The 23,816-nt window shown below is 33.4% G+C and carries 18 protein-coding genes and 1 pseudogene; 17 read left to right on the top strand and 2 right to left on the bottom strand.

The features are described from left to right. The first annotated feature begins 76 nt into the window (after positions 1–76). A complete protein-coding gene (locus KM800_RS00275; RefSeq protein ID WP_017895149.1) occupies positions 77–781 on the top strand; it encodes an LrgB family protein in 705 nt (234 codons plus the stop codon). 488 nt (positions 782–1,269) lie between these two features. Beyond that, positions 1,270–3,279: an FAD-dependent oxidoreductase gene (locus KM800_RS00270; protein WP_217811361.1), complete on the top strand. Its 2,010-nt coding sequence runs from the start codon at positions 1,270–1,272 to the stop codon at positions 3,277–3,279. Positions 3,280–3,331: 52 nt separating this feature from the next. Here the strand turns inward: KM800_RS00270 and KM800_RS00265 are convergent, their stop codons facing one another. Together KM800_RS00265 and KM800_RS00260 are read right to left on the bottom strand one after the other, a co-directional pair. After that, complete coding sequence (locus KM800_RS00265; protein WP_217811292.1) at positions 3,332–5,041, bottom strand: methyl-accepting chemotaxis protein; 1,710 nt, start codon at positions 5,039–5,041, stop codon at positions 3,332–3,334. A 241-nt stretch (positions 5,042–5,282) separates the two neighbouring features. Next, positions 5,283–6,185 carry a LysR family transcriptional regulator gene (locus tag KM800_RS00260; RefSeq protein ID WP_217811291.1) on the bottom strand — a complete coding sequence of 301 codons (903 nt, stop codon included), beginning with the start codon at positions 6,183–6,185 and terminating at the stop codon, positions 5,283–5,285. A 191-nt stretch (positions 6,186–6,376) separates the two neighbouring features. Here KM800_RS00260 and KM800_RS00255 point away from each other — a divergent pair, with 191 nt between their 5' ends. The 15 genes and pseudogenes from KM800_RS00255 to KM800_RS00185 form a co-directional block, all read left to right on the top strand. Beyond that, the gene (locus KM800_RS00255; protein ID WP_217811290.1) at positions 6,377–7,564 is read left to right on the top strand and encodes an MFS transporter; all 1,188 of its coding nucleotides are present in this window, start codon (positions 6,377–6,379) and stop codon (positions 7,562–7,564) included. A 14-nt stretch (positions 7,565–7,578) separates the two neighbouring features. Continuing rightward, on the top strand, positions 7,579–8,448 hold the full coding sequence (locus tag KM800_RS00250) for an NAD(P)-dependent oxidoreductase (protein ID WP_039658362.1): 870 nt from the start codon (positions 7,579–7,581) through the stop codon (positions 8,446–8,448). Positions 8,449–8,488: 40 nt separating this feature from the next. Further along, positions 8,489–9,361, top strand: coding sequence for an FAD binding domain-containing protein (locus KM800_RS00245; RefSeq protein ID WP_217811289.1), 873 nt, complete (start codon positions 8,489–8,491; stop codon positions 9,359–9,361). Beyond that, on the top strand, positions 9,349–9,816 hold the full coding sequence (locus KM800_RS00240; protein WP_039658518.1) for a (2Fe-2S)-binding protein: 468 nt from the start codon (positions 9,349–9,351) through the stop codon (positions 9,814–9,816). Before KM800_RS00245 ends, KM800_RS00240 begins: the two co-directional genes overlap by 13 nt. Positions 9,817–9,826: 10 nt before the next feature. After that, the gene (locus tag KM800_RS00235) at positions 9,827–12,109 is read left to right on the top strand and encodes a xanthine dehydrogenase family protein molybdopterin-binding subunit (protein ID WP_052246134.1); all 2,283 of its coding nucleotides are present in this window, start codon (positions 9,827–9,829) and stop codon (positions 12,107–12,109) included. Between the two features lie 14 nt (positions 12,110–12,123). Continuing rightward, the gene (locus KM800_RS00230) at positions 12,124–13,635 is read left to right on the top strand and encodes a DUF362 domain-containing protein (protein WP_217811288.1); all 1,512 of its coding nucleotides are present in this window, start codon (positions 12,124–12,126) and stop codon (positions 13,633–13,635) included. Between the two features lie 2 nt (positions 13,636–13,637). Continuing rightward, positions 13,638–14,480 (top strand): UPF0280 family protein, encoded by an 843-nt coding sequence (locus tag KM800_RS00225; protein WP_039658520.1) that lies wholly within the window; start codon positions 13,638–13,640, stop codon positions 14,478–14,480. Positions 14,481–14,624: 144 nt separating this feature from the next. After that, complete coding sequence (locus tag KM800_RS00220; protein WP_217811287.1) at positions 14,625–15,773, top strand: double-cubane-cluster-containing anaerobic reductase; 1,149 nt, start codon at positions 14,625–14,627, stop codon at positions 15,771–15,773. A gap of 529 nt (positions 15,774–16,302) precedes the next feature. Beyond that, positions 16,303–17,682 carry an MFS transporter gene (locus KM800_RS00215; RefSeq protein ID WP_052246135.1) on the top strand — a complete coding sequence of 460 codons (1,380 nt, stop codon included), beginning with the start codon at positions 16,303–16,305 and terminating at the stop codon, positions 17,680–17,682. A 36-nt stretch (positions 17,683–17,718) separates the two neighbouring features. Next, complete coding sequence (locus KM800_RS00210; protein WP_039658522.1) at positions 17,719–18,306, top strand: amino acid synthesis family protein; 588 nt, start codon at positions 17,719–17,721, stop codon at positions 18,304–18,306. A 12-nt stretch (positions 18,307–18,318) separates the two neighbouring features. After that, positions 18,319–19,479, top strand: coding sequence for an amidohydrolase family protein (locus tag KM800_RS00205; RefSeq protein ID WP_217811286.1), 1,161 nt, complete (start codon positions 18,319–18,321; stop codon positions 19,477–19,479). Between the two features lie 68 nt (positions 19,480–19,547). Beyond that, complete coding sequence (gene yqeB, locus KM800_RS00200; protein WP_217811285.1) at positions 19,548–20,354, top strand: selenium-dependent molybdenum cofactor biosynthesis protein YqeB; 807 nt, start codon at positions 19,548–19,550, stop codon at positions 20,352–20,354. Between the two features lie 114 nt (positions 20,355–20,468). Further along, complete coding sequence (locus KM800_RS00195; protein WP_017751395.1) at positions 20,469–21,026, top strand: sigma-70 family RNA polymerase sigma factor; 558 nt, start codon at positions 20,469–20,471, stop codon at positions 21,024–21,026. Then, positions 21,023–22,408, top strand: coding sequence for a DUF4179 domain-containing protein (locus KM800_RS00190; RefSeq protein WP_217811284.1), 1,386 nt, complete (start codon positions 21,023–21,025; stop codon positions 22,406–22,408). The genes KM800_RS00195 and KM800_RS00190 overlap by 4 nt, the downstream gene beginning before the upstream one ends. 360 nt (positions 22,409–22,768) lie before the next feature. Then, positions 22,769–23,758, top strand: a pseudogene (locus KM800_RS00185) (2-keto-3-deoxygluconate permease); the annotation flags it as partial. Between the last annotated feature and the right edge of the window lie 58 nt (positions 23,759–23,816).

Genomic DNA, 23,816 nt, shown 5'->3' with positions numbered 1-23,816 from the left:
TATTCAATATTTAATATAAATTGCCTTATAAGTATTATATCATTAAATAGATGTATTTATAAGGGAGGTTTTTGGGGTGAGAGAATTGATAAGTTCTCCTGTTTTTTCAATTATGCTTTCATTAGTGGCTTTTGAAGCAGGGAGTATCATATATAAAAGAATTAAATTTCCATTGTTTAATCCTGTAATTATTGCCATAGTGGTTGTAATGTTTGTAATTAAATCACTGAACATAAGTGTTGATACATATAATAAGGGTGGAGATATAATAAGCTTTTTTTTGAGCCCGGCTACAGTTATACTTGCGGTACCATTGTATAAAAAGATGAAACTCTTGAAGAAAAACTTACTTCCAATAATGTCAGGTATAATAGCAGGTTCCCTGGCAGGTATATTCTCTACAGTTTTTTTATGCCGACTATTTCACATTTCAAAACAACTGACTTTGTCCATGATACCAAAATCTGTTACAGTGCCAATAAGTATGTCGGTTTCCAAGCAGATAGGAGGCATTCCTGCCATAACCATATTTTCTACAATGTTAGGTGCAATTATTGTAATTGTAATATGTCCATTGATATTTAAAATATTCAAAATCAAAGACAGTATATCAAAAGGAGTTGCACTTGGAACGTCAGCCAATGCACTTGGGACTTCCAAGGCAATGGAGATGGGTGAAACAGAGGGGGCTATGAGTAGTCTATCCATTGGACTTGCAGGAATTGTTGTTGTAATATTTTCTCCTATAATAGTGAAGCTTTTTGGCAATTTTATAAAGTAGATAAAATTTCCAGACCTTTTTCAGGCTGGAGATTTTTTATAATTTTTTTTTAGTTTTATGACATTTATTTCCCTTAGAGTTTAAAAATATAAATCCATAATCAAGAACATCATTATTGGAAATATAAATGGAACTATTGATGCAATCATAATTTTAAATTTCGGCACTATAAGTTTATAAAGTAGATAAAATAAGAATGAATTCTTCAGATACAACTATTTACATTGAAAGTATTTTGCCAAATAATAATATCAAATCTAACAAAGACAGTAAGTTGCTTTGTCTTAAACTTTATTCACAACCCCAAAATAGTCGGAAACAGTAGTAAACTGAGAATTATAGTAAAATACGGTGAGAAAACGTTTAATATACAATTATTTTGCTGTAAACAATGAATATATGCATAATATAGGCTTTAATGACAATTATAATATAATGATTTAACAAGTATAATTATTAGTGTAAGGTAAAAAATATATGGGGAGGTAATAAAAGTGAAAAACAAATCTTTATTTGAACCTATTAAAATAGGAAAAGTAGAAGTAAAAAACAAAATATCGATGGCCCCTATGGGCGCATTTGGCCTGGTAGACAATGAAGGCTGTTATAATCAGAGAGCTGTAGATTATTATGTAGAAAGAGCTAAAGGCGGCACAGGTCTTATTATAACAAGTATAACTAAAGTTGAAAATGAAATTGATAAAGTTGTACCTGGTGTAATTCCCATTATTTCAATAAATCCGGGAAGATTTATAATGACATCATCTGAAATGACTGAAAGAGTCCATTCCTATGGTTCAAAGATATTTTTGCAGCTCACAATGGGATTTGGAAGAAGCGGAGCTCCTGGAACGCTTCTAACATCACAGCCGGTTTCTGCCTCAAGTGTTCCTAATTACTGGGATCCAACTGTTACATGCAGGGAACTTACCACTTCAGAAGTAGAATGGATAGTTGCGAAGTTCATTCAGGGTGCTGCTATTGCACAAAAAGCAGGATTTGACGGAGTTGAGATACATGCTGTTCACGAGGGATATTTGCTGGACCAGTTTACACTCTCTATATTCAATAGAAGGACAGATAAATACGGAGGAGATTTAAGGGGAAGATTACAGCTGCCTATAGAAATAGTTCAGGGTATAAAGGCTCAAGTTGGCAGTGATTTCCCTGTTGGATTGAGATACAGTGTCAAAAGCTGCATAAAAGACTGGAGGCAGGGTGGACTTCCAGATGAGGATTATGTGGAAAAAGGACGTGATTTGAAAGAGGGACTTGAGGCTGCAAAGATTCTCGAAGCAGCTGGATATGATGAGTTGAATACAGATGTTGGAACATATGATGCATGGTATTGGTCACATCCACCTCTTTATCAGAAAGATGGACTGTATATACCATATACTAAAAAATTAAAAAAGGTTGTAAAAATTCCTGTTATAGTTGCAGGAAAACTTGGTGTTCCACAAGAAGCTGAAAAAGCTCTTGATGATGGTGGTGCGGATATGATAGGACTTGCAAGACCGCTTCTTTCAGATGCATACTGGCCTAAAAAGGTGCTTTCCGGACATCCTGAGAGAATTCGTCCCTGTATTGGATGCCATGTAGGCTGCCTTGGCAGGGGATTTGAAGGAAAACCTTTGAGTTGTGCAGTAAATCCAGCTGCAGGAAGAGAACGCTATTATGAGATAAGACCAGCAGCTATACCAAAGAAAGTGTTGATTGCAGGTGGAGGAGTTGCAGGAATGGAAGCTGCTAGAATGGCTGTGCTTAGAGGTCACAAAGTTACACTTTATGAAAGTACGGATAAACTGGGCGGGGAAATTGTTCCAGGGTCAGTACCTGACTTTAAAATAGACGATAGAAGATTGTTGGACTGGTATAGAAATGAAATGAAAGAGCTTAAAATTAATGTGATTTTTAATACAGAGGTAACGGATAAACTTGTAGAGAAAGAACAGCCAGATGTGGTAATTGTTGCAACAGGAGCCAATGATGTCAAGATAAAACTGCCGGGTATGGAAAAGGATAAAGTATCCACAGCTGTGGACATTTTAAATGGGACTAAAAAGCCAGGGAAAAATGTAATTATTGTAGGAGGAGGTCTCGTCGGATGTGAAACGGCCCTTTATCTTGCCAAAGCTGGAAAGAAAGTTACAATTGTAGAGGCCAAGGATAAAATATTGGATGCAGGAAAGCCAATCCCTCATATGAATAAGATTATGCTAGAAGATCTTATTAAAAAATACAATATAAAAGTTATTACGGGTAATTCACTGCTTGAGGTAACGGATGATGGAGCAGTTCTTATAGACAGCAAGTTCAAACAACAGGAAGTATCTGCTGACACTGTTGTGATTTCTGTAGGATTCAAGTCAAATAGAAAATTATATAACAAACTTCATGGCAAAGTTACTGATTTATATCTTATTGGAGATGCATATCAGACTGCAAATATAATGGATGCAATTTGGAGCGGAAATGAAATCGGACTTAACTGTTAGATAATTTAACCACCAATTAGTTTATAAGCTAATTGGTGGTTTTAATTCTACATTATATTTTAAACTTTTGTACAAGCTCATTTAGTTTTTGTGCAAGCTCTGCCTGGCTTTGGGCTGTCAGAGCTACCTGATTTACAGCTTGAGTATTTTCATCAATACCTTCCTGTATTTGTGAAGCATTTTCTGAAGCCTGCTGTTGGTTGTCTGACATATGCTGCATGGCATCGCTGACTTGTGACATTGTAGCATTTAATTCCTCTGACATTGAAGCTATTTCTTCAGATAAACTTTTTGTAAAATCAGCATCTTTATAATATTGATTTCCCATATCTTTAAATGCTTCAAATTGTGGATTTACCTCATCGTTTATAAATACTAAAACTTCATTACTACTGTCAGATAAATTTTTAAATGCCTCGTTTACTTTTCCAATAGTATCTTGAATTGATGATACGGCTGTTGCTGAATTTTCAGCAAGCTTTCTTACTTCCTCTGCAACAACTGCAAATCCCTTACCATGTTCACCGGCTCTTGCAGCTTCAATGGCTGCATTTAATGCAAGAAGATTGGTCTGTTCAGCTATTCCTGCAATAGTATGTGCCATTTCCTTTATATTTTCAACTACTTTACCAGCTTCAATAGCTTCCAGTATTTTTTCTCTTTTGTCTTTATATATTTTTTGGGCATTTTGTATTGCAGAGTTTCCTTTTTGTTGAGCCATTGTAGCTTTTTCTTTAGAGCTATTTGAACTATTGCTGCTGTCTGCAGCTTTTTGAGACAATTCATTTATATTTGAATTGATTTCTTCTACAGATGCAGTTATTTCTTCTATGGAAGAAGTTGTTTCCTCAACTCCTGAGGTTATAACTTTTGCTGAATTATCCATATTTTCCGCTTTTGCTGAAAGTTCTTCTGCTGTTGCAGACAACTCTTCACTGGCACTTCCCATATTTTCGGAGTTTTCCATAATTGATTTCAAAAGGTATACTATATTATTTTGTGCGGTATTTAAAGAAGTACCTGTTTGTCCAAATTCATCAGAACGGGTTGTTTTTATATCCGTTGAAAAATCAAATTGTGCAAAACGATTTGCAAGGTCTTTTATCTTTATAAGGGGATTATGTATATCTCTTGCTATTGCTAGTCCGGACAGTATGGATACGATGAAACTGATTATAATCAATATTGTTACAAATATTAAAGAAGAATTATATTTAGAAATACTTGAATTATAATCATTCTGTGCAAGTTTTAAATTTGTATCTATAAGTTTATCTATTACTGAGAAAAGATCTTTTCTGTATTTTTCACTAGTTTGAAATTCTTTTATTGAACCATTGTAGTCTCCTTTTTGAATCAATTGTATGTAATTTTCCCTGGAGGTTTTCCAGCCTTTTCTATATGTTTCAAATTGCCCAAGTAAATCTTTGTTTTTATTATTTAATGAATTAGAATAACTTGATATAAGTTTGTCGTTTCGATTTATTTGTTCATTAATATTATTAATCAAGCTATTTATCTGGGGCCTATTTTCCTTATTCATCATAACAAGCAAGTCAGACTGTACCCCTAGTAAATTTATTTTGATATCCTTTAGTTCAGTTGTTTCTTTTAAATCCATATTATATAGGGTATCTAAATTCCTTTTTACTACAGTTGTTTTGCTCATGGATACAATACCCACTATACAGGCCAACATTGCTATAATAATAAAAGACATCATTAGCTTTTTGAAGATATTCATATTGGAAAATAATTTCATTGCCTTACCACCTTTTCTTTAGATTTTATATTTTTCACTGAATATATGTTAATTAATTTAGTTCTATATTAATATATACGTATAAAATTTGAATTACTATAATAAAATTTAAAAAAATAGAATATAATGCATTAAAATTACGAATAAATAAGAATTATGTAATTATAGCATCTTAAATTATGAAATTTAAATCAGTATATACATAAGTGCTGATTTTAATTTTTATAAAATAAAATTTGGTTTACTTGAAATATTCAATAAAGTGGGATGCAGCAGTAGATAAATAACGATTTTTCATCCATATTAAAGTCGACTTGGCTTCCATTGACGGATCTTTTATTTCTCTAATATCCAAATTTGTATTATACATGAGTGTAGAAGAAGTTCGTGGCACTAAAGCTATACCAATTCCTTCATTTGCCCATGTTAGTGATGATATTAGATCATCATTTTTACATATTATGTTTGGAGTGAAATTTAATTTGCTGCAGGCTTTATTTATAATTGTCTCAAATCTTCTGTGTATAATAAGTGGTTTATCCTTTAGATCTTTTAGTGATATGGCATTCTCACACTCAGATATATTCTCATAAAACTTAGATTTGGCTACTGTTACCATGGAATCGTGAATATGATCTTTTAATGTCTCATTTTTTATATAAATTGAATTATATAAGTTAAGTAGTTTTGGATTAAAAGGTGAGCGTACCAAACCTAGTTCTATAATTCCAGTATTTAATAATTCCATTATTCTAAAGCTGTCACCATCCCATAATTGAAAATTTACATTGGGATATTTAGTATGAAATCGATATACCTTTTCAGGTAAAATTGCAATTGCAGAAGAAGCTACACTTCCAATATTAACAGTTCCCTTCAAGCCCTTGTGAAAGTCCTTTAATTGTTTTTCTGCAGCATTTACAAGTTCCAATATTTGCTCAGCCTTGTCCCTGAGTATCATGCCCGCTTCGGTTAATTCTACATTTCTGCTCTTCCTTATCAATAAATCTACTCCCAATTCATTTTCAAGAGATTTTAGTTGCTGACTAAGGGGAGGCTGGGATATATTAAGTCTTTTTGCAGCAGAAGTTATCTGTCCTTCTTCTGCAACAGTTAAAAAATATTTGATTTGTCTGATATCCATGGTTTATTCTCCTTTGAATTCATATGTTTTTTATATGGTTCGATATTTATTAAATATTTTTCATATGAATATGTTTTTGTTATAATAATAAGAAAAATATTAAAAAATATCAAGAGAAATTGCAATATTTTTATTTAAAAAACATTTTTAGAGTGTTATTTATGAAAAATTATTAATAAAAGGAGAAAAAGATGAATCGTTATATCAAATTGTTGGCATCAGGTCATTTAATCACAGATATTTACCAGGGGGCACTACCTGCAATGCTTCCATTTCTGATATCAGAAAAGCATTTTAGCTATGCTGCAGCAGCTTTTTTAATATTTGCAGCTAATATAAGTTCTTCTATAGTACAGCCTATATTTGGACTTTATTCGGATAAAATTTCTGCACCATGGACATTGCCCCTTGGAGTTACCCTTGGAGGAATCGGTGTAGGAATAGCTGGCGTTACTTCCAATTATGCAATTATGGCTGTTGCAGTAGCAATAAGTGGCGTAGGCATAGCAGCATTTCATCCTGAAGGTGCCCGGCTGGCAAATAAATTTGCTGGAAAAAATAAAGCCACAAATGTAAGTACATTTGCAGCAGGTGGAAATATAGGATTTGCAGTAGGCCCTATTATAACTACCGAATTGTTGTTGCTATTTGGACTGAAGGGTACTGTAGTCTTAGCTGTACCAGCTGTAATTATGGGTTTTGTACTATTTACAAATTTAGATTCATTTTCAACAAAATTGAAGTCTGTTGGTGAAGATAATATGAAATCCGGTAATGTTGTTGTTACACCAGATGAATGGAAGCCCTTTGCCAATTTAACTGCAACTCTCCTGTGTCGTGCTATAGTATTCTTCGGACTCAATACGTTCTTACCGCTTTACTGGATAAATGTACTGGGACAGTCAAAGAGATCCGGCAGTACTGCATTGTCAATATTAATTGTTACAGGGGCTATAGCTACTCTTATTGCAGGACGTGTATCAGATAGAATTGGACATAAAAAAGTAATAATAGCAGGTTATACTGCACTTATACCACTATTGTTTATATTCATAAATGTACATAACATTGCTGTAGCTACTATATTGCTTATACCAATAGGATTTGCCCTATATACACCTTTCAGTCCTATGGTAGTGCTTGGACAAAAATATCTTCCAAATCATATGGGACTTGCATCTGGAGTTACTTTAGGTTTGGCTGTTACTATAGGTGGAGTTGTTTCCCCACTTCTGGGCTGGATATCGGATAATCATGGAATACATGCAGCAATATCCAGTCTTACAATTGTACCGATTATTGCAGTAATTTTGGCATCAATACTTCCCAGACCAAAAATTGATTTAGTTGAGATCAAGAAAAAAGTTAATATATCTTGAATGGAGTGATAATAATGAAAATAGGTTTTATAGGATTAGGTGTAATGGGAAAAAATATGGCAGAAAATATACTTGAAAATGGATATGAACTCAATGTATATGACGTAGTAGAAGAATTAGTGGAACAATTTGCCAGAAAGGGTGCTTCAGTCTGTAAAAGTCCTTCTGAAGTTGCATCGAAGTCAGATGTTATTATGACCTCCCTTCCAAATTCTCAAATAGTCAAAAATGTTATTTTAGGAAAAAATGGAGTGTTACAGGGAGCTAAATCCGATGCTATAATAATAGACCTAAGCAGCATTACTCCAAAGACCATACAGTATATAGCAAAAGAGGCTGAAAAAAGTGGTGTTGAAGTAGTAGATGCACCTGTAAGCGGCGGTTCTATTGGAGCTAAAAATGGCACTCTTACTATTATGGCAGGAGGAAAAAAGGAAGTAGTTGACAGCGTATCTGATATATTGAAATCTATAGGAAAGACAATATACTATGTAGGAAGTGTAGGATCAGGAGATACAGTTAAATTAGTAAATAATCTTTTGCTTGGAGCAAATATGGCAGCAGTATCAGAAGCACTTGCTTTGGGAATAAAGGCAGGGATGGATCCTGACATACTATTTCAGGTAATAAGTAAAAGCTCTGGAAATTCCTATGCACTTACCTCGAAATATGAAAAATTTATAAAAGAAAGAAATTTCAATCCAGGATTTATGGTGGATCTTCAGTACAAGGACCTCCAATTGGCAATAGATACTGCAAAAGATTTGAAGATACCTCTGGTTATAGGCAATTTAACCCAACAGCTATATGAAATGGCAAGAAGTGAAGGCATGGGAAAAGAAGACATTTCAGCATTGGTTAAAGTTTATGAAAAGTGGTTGTAAACTTAAAAGTTTCAACTGATTGCAGGAGAGGGAGGTTATTATGTCAAACTCATTTAAATACTACAGTCCTACAAGTGTAGAAGAAACTATTGAAGTATTAAAAAAATGCAATGAGAGTACGTGTGTTTTGGCAGGTGGTACGGATTTAATCGTGAAATTAAAAAAACACATGATAGATCCTGAGAATATAGTAAATTTGAAAAAAGTTGATGAACTAAATTATATAGAGGAAAAGGATGGTATTGTAAAGATTGGAGCTATGACAACTCACTCTCAAATAGAACAGAGTCCACTTATAAATGGAAAAGCTGCAATTTTAGCAGAAGCCTGTAGACATGTTGGCTCAACCCAGATAAGAAATTTAGGAACAATAGGTGGAAATATTATGAATTCCTCAGCTGCTGCAGATTCTGTAGCAGCACTTACAGCATTAGATGCCAGTTTTATTATGATAGGGCCAAATGGAGAGAGAACAGTGAGTATGGATCAACTTCACGGCAAGAGTGGAAATGTTATAAGAGATAAAGATGAAATATTGAAAGAGATATTTTTTAAAAGTCTGAATGGAAGTACTGTATCCGGATTTAAAAAACTTGGAAGAAGAAGTGCTCTTGCAATAGTAGTAGTCAGTATAGGTATAGTTCTTGAAAATGATACTAGAAAAAATGCATGTAAAAATATTAGAGTATCTCTCGGCGGAATTTCAAGAAATCCATCTAGAGCAAAAGCAGCAGAACAATTTTTAATAGGTAGGGAAATAAATATTAAAAATATAAAAGGATGTTTGGATAAAGTTTCAGAATTTACAGTAGATAATTTGGAAAAATCACCTTTCAAAAATTTGATTCCACATAAAAGATATGCTGTAAAAGGTATCGGAATGGAGGTATTTGAAAGAATATGCAAAAGATAAAGATAAATTTCAAGTTAAATGGCAGCATGGTTTCAGCAGAAATTGACCCTAGAAAGAGACTGCTGGATGTAATTAGGGAAGACTTTGGAATTACAAGTGTAAAAGAAGGTTGTTCCGAGGGGGAATGTGGAGCCTGCACTGTGATTCTAGATGGAGAAGCAGTTACATCATGCTGCATGCTTGGAGCACAGGTAGATGGATGTTCTGTAATAACTGTAGAAGGACTTTCAAAAAATGGTGAACTGGATATGCTTCAACAGGCGTTTCTAGATGCGGGAGCTGTACAGTGCGGATTTTGTACTCCAGGAATGATACTTTCTGCAAAGGCACTTCTTATGAAAAAACCGAATCCTACTGTAGACGAGATAAAAATGGCCATAGCAGGAAATTTGTGCAGATGTACAGGATATAAAAAGATTATAGAAGCAGTAATGCTTGTAGTACAGAGGAAATGAGGTGATATATATGGATATTTTAAAGGACAAAGATAACTTAAACTCAGTGGGCAAAAATGTACAGAAAAAAGATGGAATATCAAAAGTAAATGGCAGTGCTATATTTGCAAGGGATATAAATTTTGAAGGTATGCTGTATGCCAAAGTATTGAGAAGTAAAGTGGCTCATGCTGTATTAAACAATATTTATACAGATAAGGCAGAGAAATTGCCAGGTGTTGTATGTGTTTTAACCAGTAAAGATATACCGGGAAAGAACAGAGTTGGCATAATTATAAAAGATGAGCCTGTATTGGTAGATGACAAGATCAGAAGATATGGTGATGCACTTGCAGTTGTTGCAGCAGAGACAGAGGAAACAGCAGAAAAAGCAATTGAACTTATAGAAGTTGATTATACAGAACTGCCTGTTATAACAACTGTAGATGATGCTTTAAAAGAAGATTCTTTAAAAATTCACGGTGATACCAATATACTTGGACATAAGACACTTATAAAAGGCAATGTAGATGAAGCTTTCAAAAAATGTGATGTAATTGTAGAAAATACCTATAAGACCAACTATTATGCACATATGTTTATAGAACCTGAATGCGGGGTGTCAAAGTATGAGAATGGAATTTTAACAGTATGGGCTTCAACGCAAAATCCCCATTTTGATAGAGGTGAAGTTGCCAGGGTATTGAATCTTCCTCAAAGCAAGGTAAGAGTGTCGCAGGCCGTAACCGGTGGTGGATTTGGCGGAAAGCTTGATATTTCCACTCAGTGTTTTGTAGCACTTTTAACATATTATACTAAAAGACCTGTGAAGCTTTCTTATACCAGGGAAGAGTCCATGTCAGTATCTTCTAAAAGACATCCCCATACAATGAAATATAAAACAGGGGCAGATAAAAATGGGAAGATACTTGCCATGCAGGCGGAATTCATGCAGGATTCAGGGGCTTATGCCTCCTATGGACCTGCAGTAATTACAAGAGGAATGGTTCATGCTACAGGACCTTATGAGATACCAAATGTAAGTATAGAAGCTACCATGACATATACAAATAATCCTATGGCTGGTGCATTCAGAGGATTTGGTGTTCCGCAGGTTTCAATTGCCCACGAGCAGCAGATAGATGCAATAGCCGAAAAATTAAATATAAGTCCCTATGAAATAAGACTGAAAAATGCTCTTAAAGTTGGTTCTTATACAAGTACCATGCAGAAGCTGGAAAGCAGTGCTGGTTTGATCGACACTCTGAAAAAGGCAAGAGAAAAGTCAGAAGAGGTAATATCGGATGACGATTTTAAGAAAGATCCAAATGGTATAAAAAAACGAGGAGTAGGCATAGGGTGCATGTGGTATGGAATAGGAAATACAGGACTCCCAAATCCAGCTTCAGCATTTCTTGAAATGCACAGCGATTGTTCAGTAACTGTACTGGCAGGTTGTGCAGATATAGGGCAGGGATCCAATACTGTAATGTGTCAGATTGTTGCAGAAACTTTAGGTATAGACTATGAAAATGTAAATATTGTGTCTGCAGATACAGGGGCAACTCCAGAGGGAGGCGCAACTTCTGCCAGCAGACAAACATATATATCCGGAAATGCATGTAAAAAAGCTGCAGAAATGGCGAGGGAAACACTGTTTGATGTAGCTTCGGAATTACTAAATGTAAACAGAGACAAGATTATACTGAAAGATGAGAAAGCCTGTTTTAAAGATGATCAAAATAACTATGTAACTTTAGAACAAATAATGAGTGAATGTGCAAGAAAGGGAATAATAGTACTTGGCTGTGCATACTTCAACCCCAATACAACTTCTCTTGATCCTGAAAACATGCAGGGCATACCATTTGCAACCTATGGTTTTGCAACTCATTTTATAGAAGTTGAAGTAAATACCTATACAGGTGAAATCAAAGTATTGAAAGTTATTGCAGCGCATGATGTAGGAAAAGCAATCAACAAACGCATGGTAGAGGGGCAAATAGAAGGCGGATGTTTAATGGGAATGGGACTTGGAATTTTGGAAAATCTAGTAGTTGAAAATGCAAAGATGAAAACATTGAATTTTTCCAACTATTTAATATATACTGCAAATGATATACCTGAGATATATCCTATAATTGTAGAAAGCCAGGAAAAGACAGGTCCTTTTGGAGCAAAGGGAGTTGGAGAACCTGCATTGATTCCTGTAGCACCGGCAATTTTAAATGCAGTATACAATGCAACTGGAGTAAGATTTACAGAAATACCACTGACTCTTGAAAGAGTAGTTGAAAAATTAAATTATGAGTAATGGAGGAACTTAAGGTGATTTTAGTTAATGTTGATAAATGCAGAGGATGCAGAATATGTGAAAATAATTGTCCACTTGGGGCAATTTCAGTTATAGATAAAATAGCACAATTAAATGAAAATTGTGTTTCATGTGGTATATGTACAAAAGTATGTCCATTTCAGGCTGTTGAAAAAACGGAAGAAAAAAAGTCAGAAAATTCTACCTGTACTCATTGTCCTGTAAATTGTTCTGTACCATTGAATAAAACTGGTGCCTGTAAAAGATATACCAATGTTGATGGGGAATTGGTGAGAAATAGGAAGCTTGTTATAGACTCAGTTGTAAAAGAGTCAGAGTGGAATGTAAAATATAAGCCGCTTATTACAGCAGTAGGAAGTGGAACAAATTATCCATGTCTTCGTCCTGCACCGAAAATAGTACAGGATACTGTAGATGGAGTTGATGTTGTAACTGTAGTCACAGAGGCACCATTAAGCTACAGTGGTGTGAAAGTAAAAATTGACACCAATATGGATATAGGTGAAGAAGGTGCAAAAGTAAAGAGAAATGGCAAATGTGTCGGAATGGTAACTACTGAGGAATATGGATCCAAAATGCTTACTATAGGTGGAGCAAATCTATTAAGTGGAAGTAATGATGGATTTATAGTAGCAAGGACTATTGTGGATCTTGCAAATGGAAGAAAGGTTAAATTGAAAGTGGAAAATGGAAGTCAACTTGAAATACAGCAAGGAAAGCCACCTGTTATAGATGGACTTGAGGAGACTTATATGAGAGTTGGATGTGGCAGTGCAACTATAGGTATGTTTGCAGCAAGTTTATCTAAAGCTGTAGATGAGGCGGTTATATTGGATTTCCACGTAGTAGGGCTTCTTTCCGAGCATGCTGCAGGTAAAGAAGTTGGAATGAAGTACAGTGGAGTAGTCCCATATGGAAGAAAAAGCACTATGGGAAGATATTTTGGAAAACATGGACATGGCTGGGGAGGTACAGAAGTAGAGAGTCCTGTTGAAGCTGTAAAATCTGTAGATATGAGTATAGCAAAAGCTGGATATAAAATACTGGTTACAGAAACTACAGGACAAAAATACGCACTTTTGGAAGTGCAAAATGACGGATCTGCAAAGGAAATTGAAATGACTGAACAAGCAGTGAAATGTGTTAAATTGATTTCGGATAACTGCGAGAAGTCTGTAGTTTCAATTATGTATACAGGGGGTACAGGTGGAAGTGCCAGAGCAGGAGTTACTACTTTCCCTAAAAAACTTACCAATGCAGTTCATAATAATGAAGTTAGTATGACTATAGCTGGAGCCCCTACTTTTGTTCTACCTGGAGGAGGCATAAATTTTATGGTGGATGTTTCAAAAATGATACCCGAAGCTACGACATGGGTTCCCACACCTGCAACTGTAGCTCCAGTAGAGTATACTATGACAAGAGAAAAATATGATGAAATTGGCGGTCATACAAATAGTATAATAACTAAAGAACAATTGTTAAAAGAACTTGATGAGGAATAGTCATGATTGAAGTACTGGATAATAAAAAAGTATTTATAAATAATGGACCTATTCAGATGGTACTTGACATATCTTTAAATGGAAAAAGAGAGCCCGAGATAGGTATTGAAGTTTCAAAATATTTACTTTCTGAATTCAATGAATTGGCACAGTATACTCCATACATAAAATCCAATAAATGCCTGAATGCCAAAGACTGCGGAGACAGTATAGTTTTAAAAAAGATGGTTGATGCTGTTTGCAGAAGTGGAGACTGCAGTTTGACTCCACTTGCTGCAGTAGCTGGTTCTTTTTCTGATCTTGCACTGGAGAAGTCACTGGAATTTGGTGCTGAAAGAGTAATTATAAATAATGGCGGGGATATAGCTCTTAAAGATATAACTGGAAATATCATAAAAGTGGGTATTCCTGTAAACAATAAGGAATTAGTGCTTTCAATTGATTCTCAAAGTAAAATTAATGGAATTTGCACCAGTGGCATAGGAGGAAGGAGTTTTACAAAGGGAATTGCTACAGCTTCGGTGGTTTTAGGAGAAACGGCAGCTATGGCAGATGCCTGTGCTACTTGTATAGGAAATGCGGCAGATGTAGAGTCAGATGGCATAGTTAGATGCTATGCAGAGGAAATAGATTCTGAAACAGATATACCGGGAAATTTAGTTACATTAAGTGTAGGTGAACTTTCAAAAAAGGAAATATACAGAGCACTTTTAAATGGTATTGAAACAGCAGAAAAATTATATAACGAAAATATTATAAAAGGATCAATTTTGTGTATAAAAGATAAAATAGTAATGTTTCCCGAAAATAGTTCATATTTTACATTGGAAAAAATATATGCTTGATTTAACAGGAAATTATTAATATAATATTATAAATGATATAATACGACAAAAAATACAAAATAGAACTTGATAATATATAAATTTCTTAAATAAATTTAATTTTATTAAACAGATTATATATTGTTTTATTTAGGGAGAGTTTATATGGATATAAAAAAAGAATTACCGGAGATTTTTTCAAGCTTCTCTGAAGCCAGGAGAAATGGATTTATAAAAGCAAAAGAATTAAAAGAGCAAAACGTACCACTTGTAGGAACATTCTGTTCATATATGCCTCAGGAAATAGCAATGGCGGCTGGAGCTGCTGTAGTTTCCCTTTGCTCAACTTCCGATGAAACCATTGAGGAAGCAGAAAATTATCTTCCAAGGAATTTATGCCCTTTAATAAAGAGCAGTTATGGATTTGCGAAAACTGACAAGTGTCCGTATTTTTATTTTTCAGATTTAATTGTAGGAGAAACTACATGTGACGGAAAGAAAAAAATGTATGAGTATCTGGGAGAATTCAAGCCTGTTCATGTTATGCAGCTCCCAAATACACAGATTGGGGAAAACAGTTTTAAACTTTGGAAAGATGAAATTATAAAACTGAAGGAAAAAATTCAAGATATGTTTGACGTTGAAATAAAAGAAGAAGATATAAAACAGGCCATATTACTAAAAAATAGAGAGAGACAGGCAATAAAAGATTTTTATTCACTTGGGAAATTGAAACCTCCTGCACTTACAGGTATGGATATTTTAAATGTAGTAAATGGTGCCACTTTTAAATTTGATAAAGAGGAATCCATAGATGAGATATCAGACCTCACTGAAAAGATTATAAAAAGTTATAAGGAAGGTAAAAAACTACCTGAAAAACGTAGAATACTTATAACAGGATGTCCTATAGGAGGAGCAGCAGATAAAGTAGTCAAAGCGGTAGAGAAAAATGGGGCATATGTAGTTGCTTTTGAAAATTGTACTGTTTCAAAGGCAAATGAACTTTTGGTAGATGAAAACAAGGATGTGTTTGATGCATTGACTGAAAAATATCTTGCCATAGGATGTTCATGTATGACTCCAAATAAAAACAGGCTGGAAACTTTAAAAGATATGATGAGAGAATACAAGGTAGACGGGGTAATAGATGTTATTCTGCAGGCCTGTCATACTTATGCTGTAGAGAGCTTTTCAATAAAGAGATTTGTAAATAGCAATGGTATTCCATATATGCCTGTTGAAATTGACTATTCACAGTCAAATTTGGGGCAATTGAGCACGAGAATAGGTGCTTTTATTGAAATGTTGTAAATATACTATTCTATGCATAAAAATTTTTGTAAATAAAACTACATATTAATATTATAATAATCCAGAATCAGCTGTAGAAATTGCTGCTTAAACTAAAATTATCAGAAATAGTAAAAAGAAATACTGAATTGTATTAGTACTTTGAGTAAAAGGTGATATATTGTGGCTCTCAATGCAGAGAGCCCTTTTATTGTGATAACAATGTTAGAGAATACAAATGTATGAACAATGTCTATAAAATTCTGAAAAATTCTATAATTTGAAAATTTAATTCAATATAAATATTACACATCAATCCATATGTTTTTTATATGGATTGATATAAACAAAATATTTTTCATATGATTATTTTTCTGCTATAATAAAAACAATTTAATAATAAAGTAATAGAAATATTAATAAATCATCTATATATTAAGATAATTATTATTAAATTTAATAAAATAACAGGAGGTATTATTATGTAAAAATATTCTGAAATACAATCCGGACTAATTAAAATTAATAGAAAATTAAGGAGGAATCATACATGGAACAATCATCTTATAAATCACAAGGATTATCTAGTAAAAGTTTAGTAAATCGTATGGAGAGTTTACCCATTGGAAAGTTTCATTATAAATTATTAACAATTAATGGTGCTGCATGGGCTTTTGATGCTTTTGACGTAGGTATAGTTACATTTATAGTTACAGCTCTTGTGAAAGACTGGCATTTGTCAACAGCTCAGGTTGGATTATTTTTAAGCGTAGGTATGTTTGGAATGCTTTTTGGAGCGGCAGCAGCAGGACCTATGGCAGATCACTTTGGACGTAAGTCAGTATTCAAAATTACAATGCTTATTTATTCTATTTTTTCTCTTATATGTGCTTTTTCACCTAATTTCACATTTTTACTGGTGGCAAGATTTTTAGTAGGATTTGGAATTGGAGGAGAGACGCCAGTTGTTACATCTATTTTAGGAGAATTTATCCCAGCTTCAAAACGTGGTAAAATACAGGGACTTATAGATGCATTTTGGGCAATAGGTTGGGTGGCAGCTGCAATGATAGCTTATTTTGTCATTCCTACAATAGGATGGAGATGGACATTTGTTATAGGTGCATTACCTGCTTTCTTTATATTTGTAATACGTAGGCATTTACCTGAATCACCAAGATGGTTTATATCCAAGGGAAGGATGGAAGAAGCAAAACAAGTTGTCGATGATATAGAACAATCACTTGTAGCACAAGGTATTTCTATTCCAGAGGTAAATCAAGATGTTGCAGATGATGTTGTATCAACATCTAAAGAAAAAATTGGAATTGCTTCACTGTTTTCTAAAAAATATTTCAAGAGAAGTATTATGTTTAGTTTAGTATGGCTTTTAGGAATGTTCGGCTATTATGGATTATTTTCATGGCTTCCAACAATTTTTGTAAAAGCAGGGTACAATATGGTTCATTCTTTTCTATATGTTTTAATTATGCAGATAGCTTTTGTCCCTAATCAGTTTATATGTGCATATCTAATGGATAAAGTAGGCCGTAAAGTATTGCTTATACCTAACTTAATATTAGCGGGAATAACAGTTGTACTTTATGGATGGGCTTTAGGACATGGTGTAAATGTAACAGCAGTAGTAATAATAGGAGTATTTGCATCATTCTTTGTTTCTGCAACCTGGGCAGTATTGTACACATATACTCCTGAATCATATCCTACTAGAATACGTGCTACAGGAGTTTCATTTTCCTCAACATGTTCACGTATAGGTTCAATGCTTGCACCTATAGTTATAGGTTCTGGATTGACTTCCATGGGAATAAGTGGAGTATTTATGGTTGTAGCCGGATCATTCATAATTTCAGCAGTATTGGTTGGAGGACTTGGACAAGAAACTAAAGGAATAGTTTTAAAAGACTAAATTCTTATTTATATATTATTATAGGAGGAGTTAATCGTGGAAATCAAAATAAGAAAATTTTATACATTTGTAGAAGAAATCAGCTGTGATGGAGGCAAGAAAATAATTGACAAGGTGCATAAAAAAGTGGCATCAGCAGTTGTGATTGAAAATCCTTTTGCAGGAAAATATGTTGAAGATTTATCTCCATTGACAGATTGGAGTGTAGAAATAGCACCGATACTTGTAGAAAAGGCACTAAAAGCATCGGGTATTGATAAATCAGAAGTAGAAAGTTATGGAAAAGGTGCTATTGTAGGTGGAAACGGAGAATTGGAACATGCGGCTGCAATTCTTCACCCAAAATTGGGCAAGCCATTTAGAGAAGCAGTTGGAGGGGGAAAGGCAATAATTCCTTCAGCAAAAAAAATGGGATATCCAGGATGTACGTTAGATGTACCTCTTCACTTTAAAGACGCAGCTTTCGTAAGAACACATTTTGATGCCATGGAAGTAAGGATACCAGATGGTCCAAGAGATAATGAAATAGTTGTAATTTTAGCTGTTACAAACTGTGGAAGACCTCATCCTAGAGTTGGTGGATTGAAAGTAGAAGAAGCAAAATGTGAAGACGGATTGAGATAGGGAGGAATTTTAATGACAACATTAGCTATAAAAAATATTGGAATATTGATTTCAGGTGATGTAAGACAGCCTGTATCAAAATATGACACAATATTGGTAAAAGACGGAATTATTGAAAAATTGGGAAACAAAAAAATCCTGGAAGGTATAAAATGTGATAAAATTATTGATGCAAAGGGTACTACAGTTGCTCCTGGACTGATTGATTCACATACTCATCCGGTACTTGGAGATTTTACACCAAGGCAGAATACTTTAGGTTACATAGCCGGTGCGCTGCATGGTGGAGTTACAACTATGATATCAGCAGGCGAATGCCATACGCCTGGAAGGCCAAAAGATGCAGAAGGTACAAAGGCATTGGCTGTACTTGCACACAAGAGTTCAGAAAATGCAAGACCTGGCGGGGTAAAGCTTCATGGAGGTGCACTTATTCTTGAAAAGGGTCTTCAGGAGAAGGATTTTGAAGAATTGCATGATCAGGGAGTATGGCTGGTTGGAGAAATTGGGCTTGGTTCTGCAAATACTCCGGATACAGCAGCTCCAATGGTAAAATGGGCAAGAAAAAATGGATTTAAAATCATGATGCATACAGGAGGAACATCCATACCTGGAAGTAGTACCATTACAGCCCAAAATGTAATAGATACAGATCCTGATATAGTATCTCATTTAAATGGAGGACCTACAGCCATACCTGTAGATGAGGTTGATAAGTTAATTAATGATACAAAATACATTTTAGAACTTGTACAGTGTGGTAACTTCAAAATAATGAAGCATGTAGCAAATGAAGTTTGTAAAAAAGATGAACTTGAAAGAGTAATTATAGGAAATGATTCACCATCAGGTACGGGAATTATTCCACTTGGGGTACTGCGTTCTGTATCATATATTGCTGCCGAATCAGAAGTTTCTGCAGCTCAGGCTCTATGTTTTGCTACTGGAAATACAGCTAAAACTTTTGGATTAAATGTAGGATTAATTGAAGAAGGAAAAGAAGCTGATTTTGTCATAATGGATGCACCTATGGGCTCTGTAGGTAAAAATAGTTTGGAAGCATTGGAAGCTGGGGATTTGCCTGGAGTTTCAATGGTAATTGTAGATGGAGAAATTCTTGTAAACAAAAGTAGAAATACTCCGCCTCCAACAACAAAAGCTGCGATTGACTAGTTAATAAAAATCCTAAGTATTTTAAATGTACTTAGGATTTTTATTATATATAAAGGAATGATGCTATTTTGCAGAAAAATATTGTTTTAGTAAGAGGTGGAGGAGATGTGGCCTCGGGCACTATACAAAAACTACATAGAAGTGGGTTTAAAGTTTTGATACTTGAAATAGAAAATCCTACATCTATCAGACGAAAGGTGAGTTTCAGCGAGGCAATATATGATCAAAATATAGTAGTTGAAAATATAAAAGCTTCATATGCAGAAAATTTGGATGAAATATATAGATGCTGGAATAAGTGTGAAATACCTGTAGCTGTAGATCCCTATGTAAATTACATAAGATTATTAAAACCTGAAATAGTAGTAGATGGAATACTTGCAAAGAAAAATTTGGGCACAAATATGAATATGGCGCCTATTACTGTGGCACTTGGACCGGGATTTGAAGCAGGCAAGGATGTAAATGCAGTTGTAGAGACAAATAGAGGGCACAATCTGGGAAGACTTATATTCAATGGAAAAGCGGCAGATAACACGGGAGTACCTGGAGTAATAGGTGGATACTCAAAAGAGAGGGTAATATATAGTCCATACAGCGGCATTATAAACAATATAAGAGATATAGGGGATATAGTTGAAGCAGGAGAAACAATTGCCCATGTAGAAAATTTTAAAATTAAAGCTAGTATAAGTGGTGTTTTAAGAGGACTTATAAGAGATAAAACAAAGGTAGGAAAAGGATTTAAAATTGCAGATGTAGATCCTAGAATAAGTGAAAGAAAAAACTGTTTTACTATTTCAGACAAGGCAAGAAATATAGGTGGTGGGGTTTTAGAGGCAGTTATGTATTTAAAGAATATAAAAAATTTATGAAAAGGTAGAATTAAATTTTTCTACCTTTGTTATTTTTTGTTATTTATTGATATGATTTTTATAGTTATTACGACTTAATTTATGAAGAAACTTTTATATAAGGGGGGAAGACTGGTGAAAATTAATAATGACAATGTAATTTCACAACTCAAAAAGAAAAATCCCAGAGCATTGGATTTTATTGTAGATACCTATGGTGGACTCATACATTCCATAGTTAAAAAAACACTTTTTAATTTCGAAAACAATGGAAGTGTAGAAGAATGTGTAAATGATGTTTTACTTGCCATCTGGAAGAATATAGAGAAATTTCATCAAAATAATAATTTCAAGAGTTGGATAGCTGCAATCTCAAAATACAAAGCAATAGATTATCAGAGAAAATTAATCAAAGTGTTGAACAATCAAGATATAGATGGAATGGAAATAAAGAGCAGGGATACCGTAGATAAAGAGCTTCTGCAAAAAGAAAATTATAATGAAATGATGAAATTATTATCCAACTTAAAACAACAGGACAGGGAAATATTTATTCGCAAGTATTTTAATGATGAACCATCGGGGGATATAGCAGAAAAATTAAATGTGAATAAGGAGGTTGTAAATAACAGACTCAGCAGAGGAAGAAAAAAGCTGAGGAAAATTATTTTTAGGGAGGTTGATAAATTATGAAAGATATATATGAACTTCTGAACTATGTAGAAATTGATTTGAAGGAATATGATGACACTGATTTAAATGATATAGAGATAAAAAAGATGAAAAATAGATTGCATCATTATACTAAAAAAAGGATGTATGATCTAAAAAAATTTGTGAAAAATACGTGTATATCTTTTGGAGTATTATTTTTAATATGTGTAGTTATTTTTAATGTCAATCCTATTTTTGCAAGGGAAATACCTGTATTTGGAAATATAATAAAAAATTTTGAAGATCGTGATAACAGTGAATTTGACACTTATACATCTGTAATAAATAAATCTATGAAAAAAAATGGTATTAAAGTTACCTTAAATGAAGTTGCTATTGATGATAATAGATTTATAATTGCTGCAACATTTAAAACCAGTTATAAATTGTATGAAAAATCTTTTCCTACAATGAATCCTACCATAACAGTTAATGGAAAATGTATAAATGGAAGTGGTGGAAAGGAAAGTAAAATTGTTAATGATGATACCTATACAATTGTGGATACTATAAATATTCCAGACAATATAAAAATACCGGATAATATGAATGTGAAAATATCATATGCAGATTTTAATGTTGTTTCACTAGATTCAAAAAATAGCAGATTGATAAATGGACCATGGCAGTTTAATTTTACTGTATCAAAGAAAAAAATTACAAACAAGACAAAAACAATTAAAATAAGCAAACATATTAAATGGCATAATATAGATACGGAAATAAAACAAATTAATATAACACCACTTAGTACGAAAATTTCATTTGACTACAATTATAATACTTCACAAAAGCTAATATATCGTAATCCACTGGATTTTATAATTACGGATAATAGAGGAAATTATCTTAGATTTAAAAGTGCAGAGTTAATGCCCAATAAAAATACTGTAAACTATGCTGATAAAGATGGTATGAGTTTTGATCTGTTTTCTGGAATGCCTAAAACTTCAAAGAAAATGTATATAATTCCATATTATTCAAGCCATGATATTAGGCATTTAGCCCCCTTAAAAGTTACGGAAAATTTTCCTATTGTATTAATACAAGATGATAATAACAGATTGATTGTATATGATATAACCAGAAGAGACGGAAAAATATATGTAAAATATAGATGTGAAGGAAATTTGGGATTGGATATACAGCTTGGTAGATTGTACTTGTATGATAACAACAAAGAGATGCTGGAAGAAGATGATTCAGAAGGAAACCATGAAAATATATCCAATAACAAGGACACAATTACAGAAGTTTTTAAAGATAAAAATAAAGGTGAAATATATATTGGAACAAGTGATATGAGTGATATAAAAGTACTTGAAGATAGTAAGTTTGCAATTGATCTTGATAATAATTAAGTTTCATATAAAAGTTCCCAAAACAGAAGTTATGAAGATAAACTTCTGTTTTTTGTTTATAAATTATTGGATTATATATAATAATCTATTGTATACTTATAGTAAATATACATAATTTAGAAAGGAATGATTGCATGAACCTTATCGTGACAATTGTTAACTTTGTCATAATAATTGGAATTATAGTTGTAGTGTACAGCCTGATAGAGAGATTTAACAAGTTCATAAACAGAAATATGGAAATGGATAAAAATTGGATAAGATTTTAAATATACTGGAAAATAAGAAATGCAATAATCAACTATAGTTTAATAATTTAGTAAGATTTCTTAGTAAAATTAGGGAGGAGAAAAAACGCAATTATTAAAAAGAGTAAACAGGTTTCCTGCAGGAACAATGATTGTACCATTATTTGCTGCAGCTATTCTAAATACATTATGCCCATCAATTTTGAGAATAGGAAGTTATAGTCAATCATTAATATCCAATGATGGATTAAATGTAATGATGTTTTTAACCTTGTTGTTTACAGGTACACAAATGAGCATTAGAGATATACCCGAATCCTTGAAACGTGGTGGAAGTCATGTATTATTTAAATATTTGGCAGGTGCCGGAGTTTATCTTGTTATATTTCACTACTTTGGATATAAGGGGATATTTGGAACATGCAGCCTTGCAATTTTATGTGCTTTGACAAATAACAATGGAAGTTTATACATGGGATTGGTACAAAGTTATGGTGACCATGCAGATCTTGTAGCAAGGCCAATATTTAATTTTAATTCAGGCCCTATGCTGTCTTTATTGACTATTGGAATTTCAGGAACCAATACAGTGCATTGGCAGGAATATGTAACTGTTTTATTGCCATTGTGTATAGGAATAATATTATCTACTATTGACAAACAAATTAAATTGGCAACAAAACAGGGTATTTCAATAATACTGCCAATAATGGGATTTGTTTTAGGATCGGATATTGATTTATCTAAAGTTATAACTTCAGGATTTGGTGGAATATTTTTATTTATCATTGTAATTATCGTTACTGGATCAGTTGCATTAATTGTAGATAGGATTTTATTAAAAAGACCAGGTTATGGAGGTATGGCAACAGTATCTGTAGCTGGCAATACAATTGCAGTTCCTGCAATGATAGGGCAAATTGTGCCAAAATTTAGCCCTTATGTAAAATTGGCAACTGTACAGATATCATGTGCAGCTGTTTTATCAGCTATTTTGTGTCCATTTATTGTACGTTGGTTTGCACAACATTTTGGATGTCCAAAATATGAAGAGAATTTTGAAAAAGGTTATGGAGTGAAATTTGTCAACAATGAAAAATAGATAATTTGAAATATAAGTAAAGAAAAAAGCACTATTATTTAATTAATGTGAAAATGGA

This window comes from Clostridium tyrobutyricum (genome assembly GCF_019144085.1).
GTDB lineage: Bacteria > Bacillota > Clostridia > Clostridiales > Clostridiaceae > Clostridium_B > Clostridium_B tyrobutyricum_A.
The sequence above is the reverse complement of the archived record's forward strand: the minus strand, read 5'-3'. Positions and strand labels throughout refer to the sequence as shown.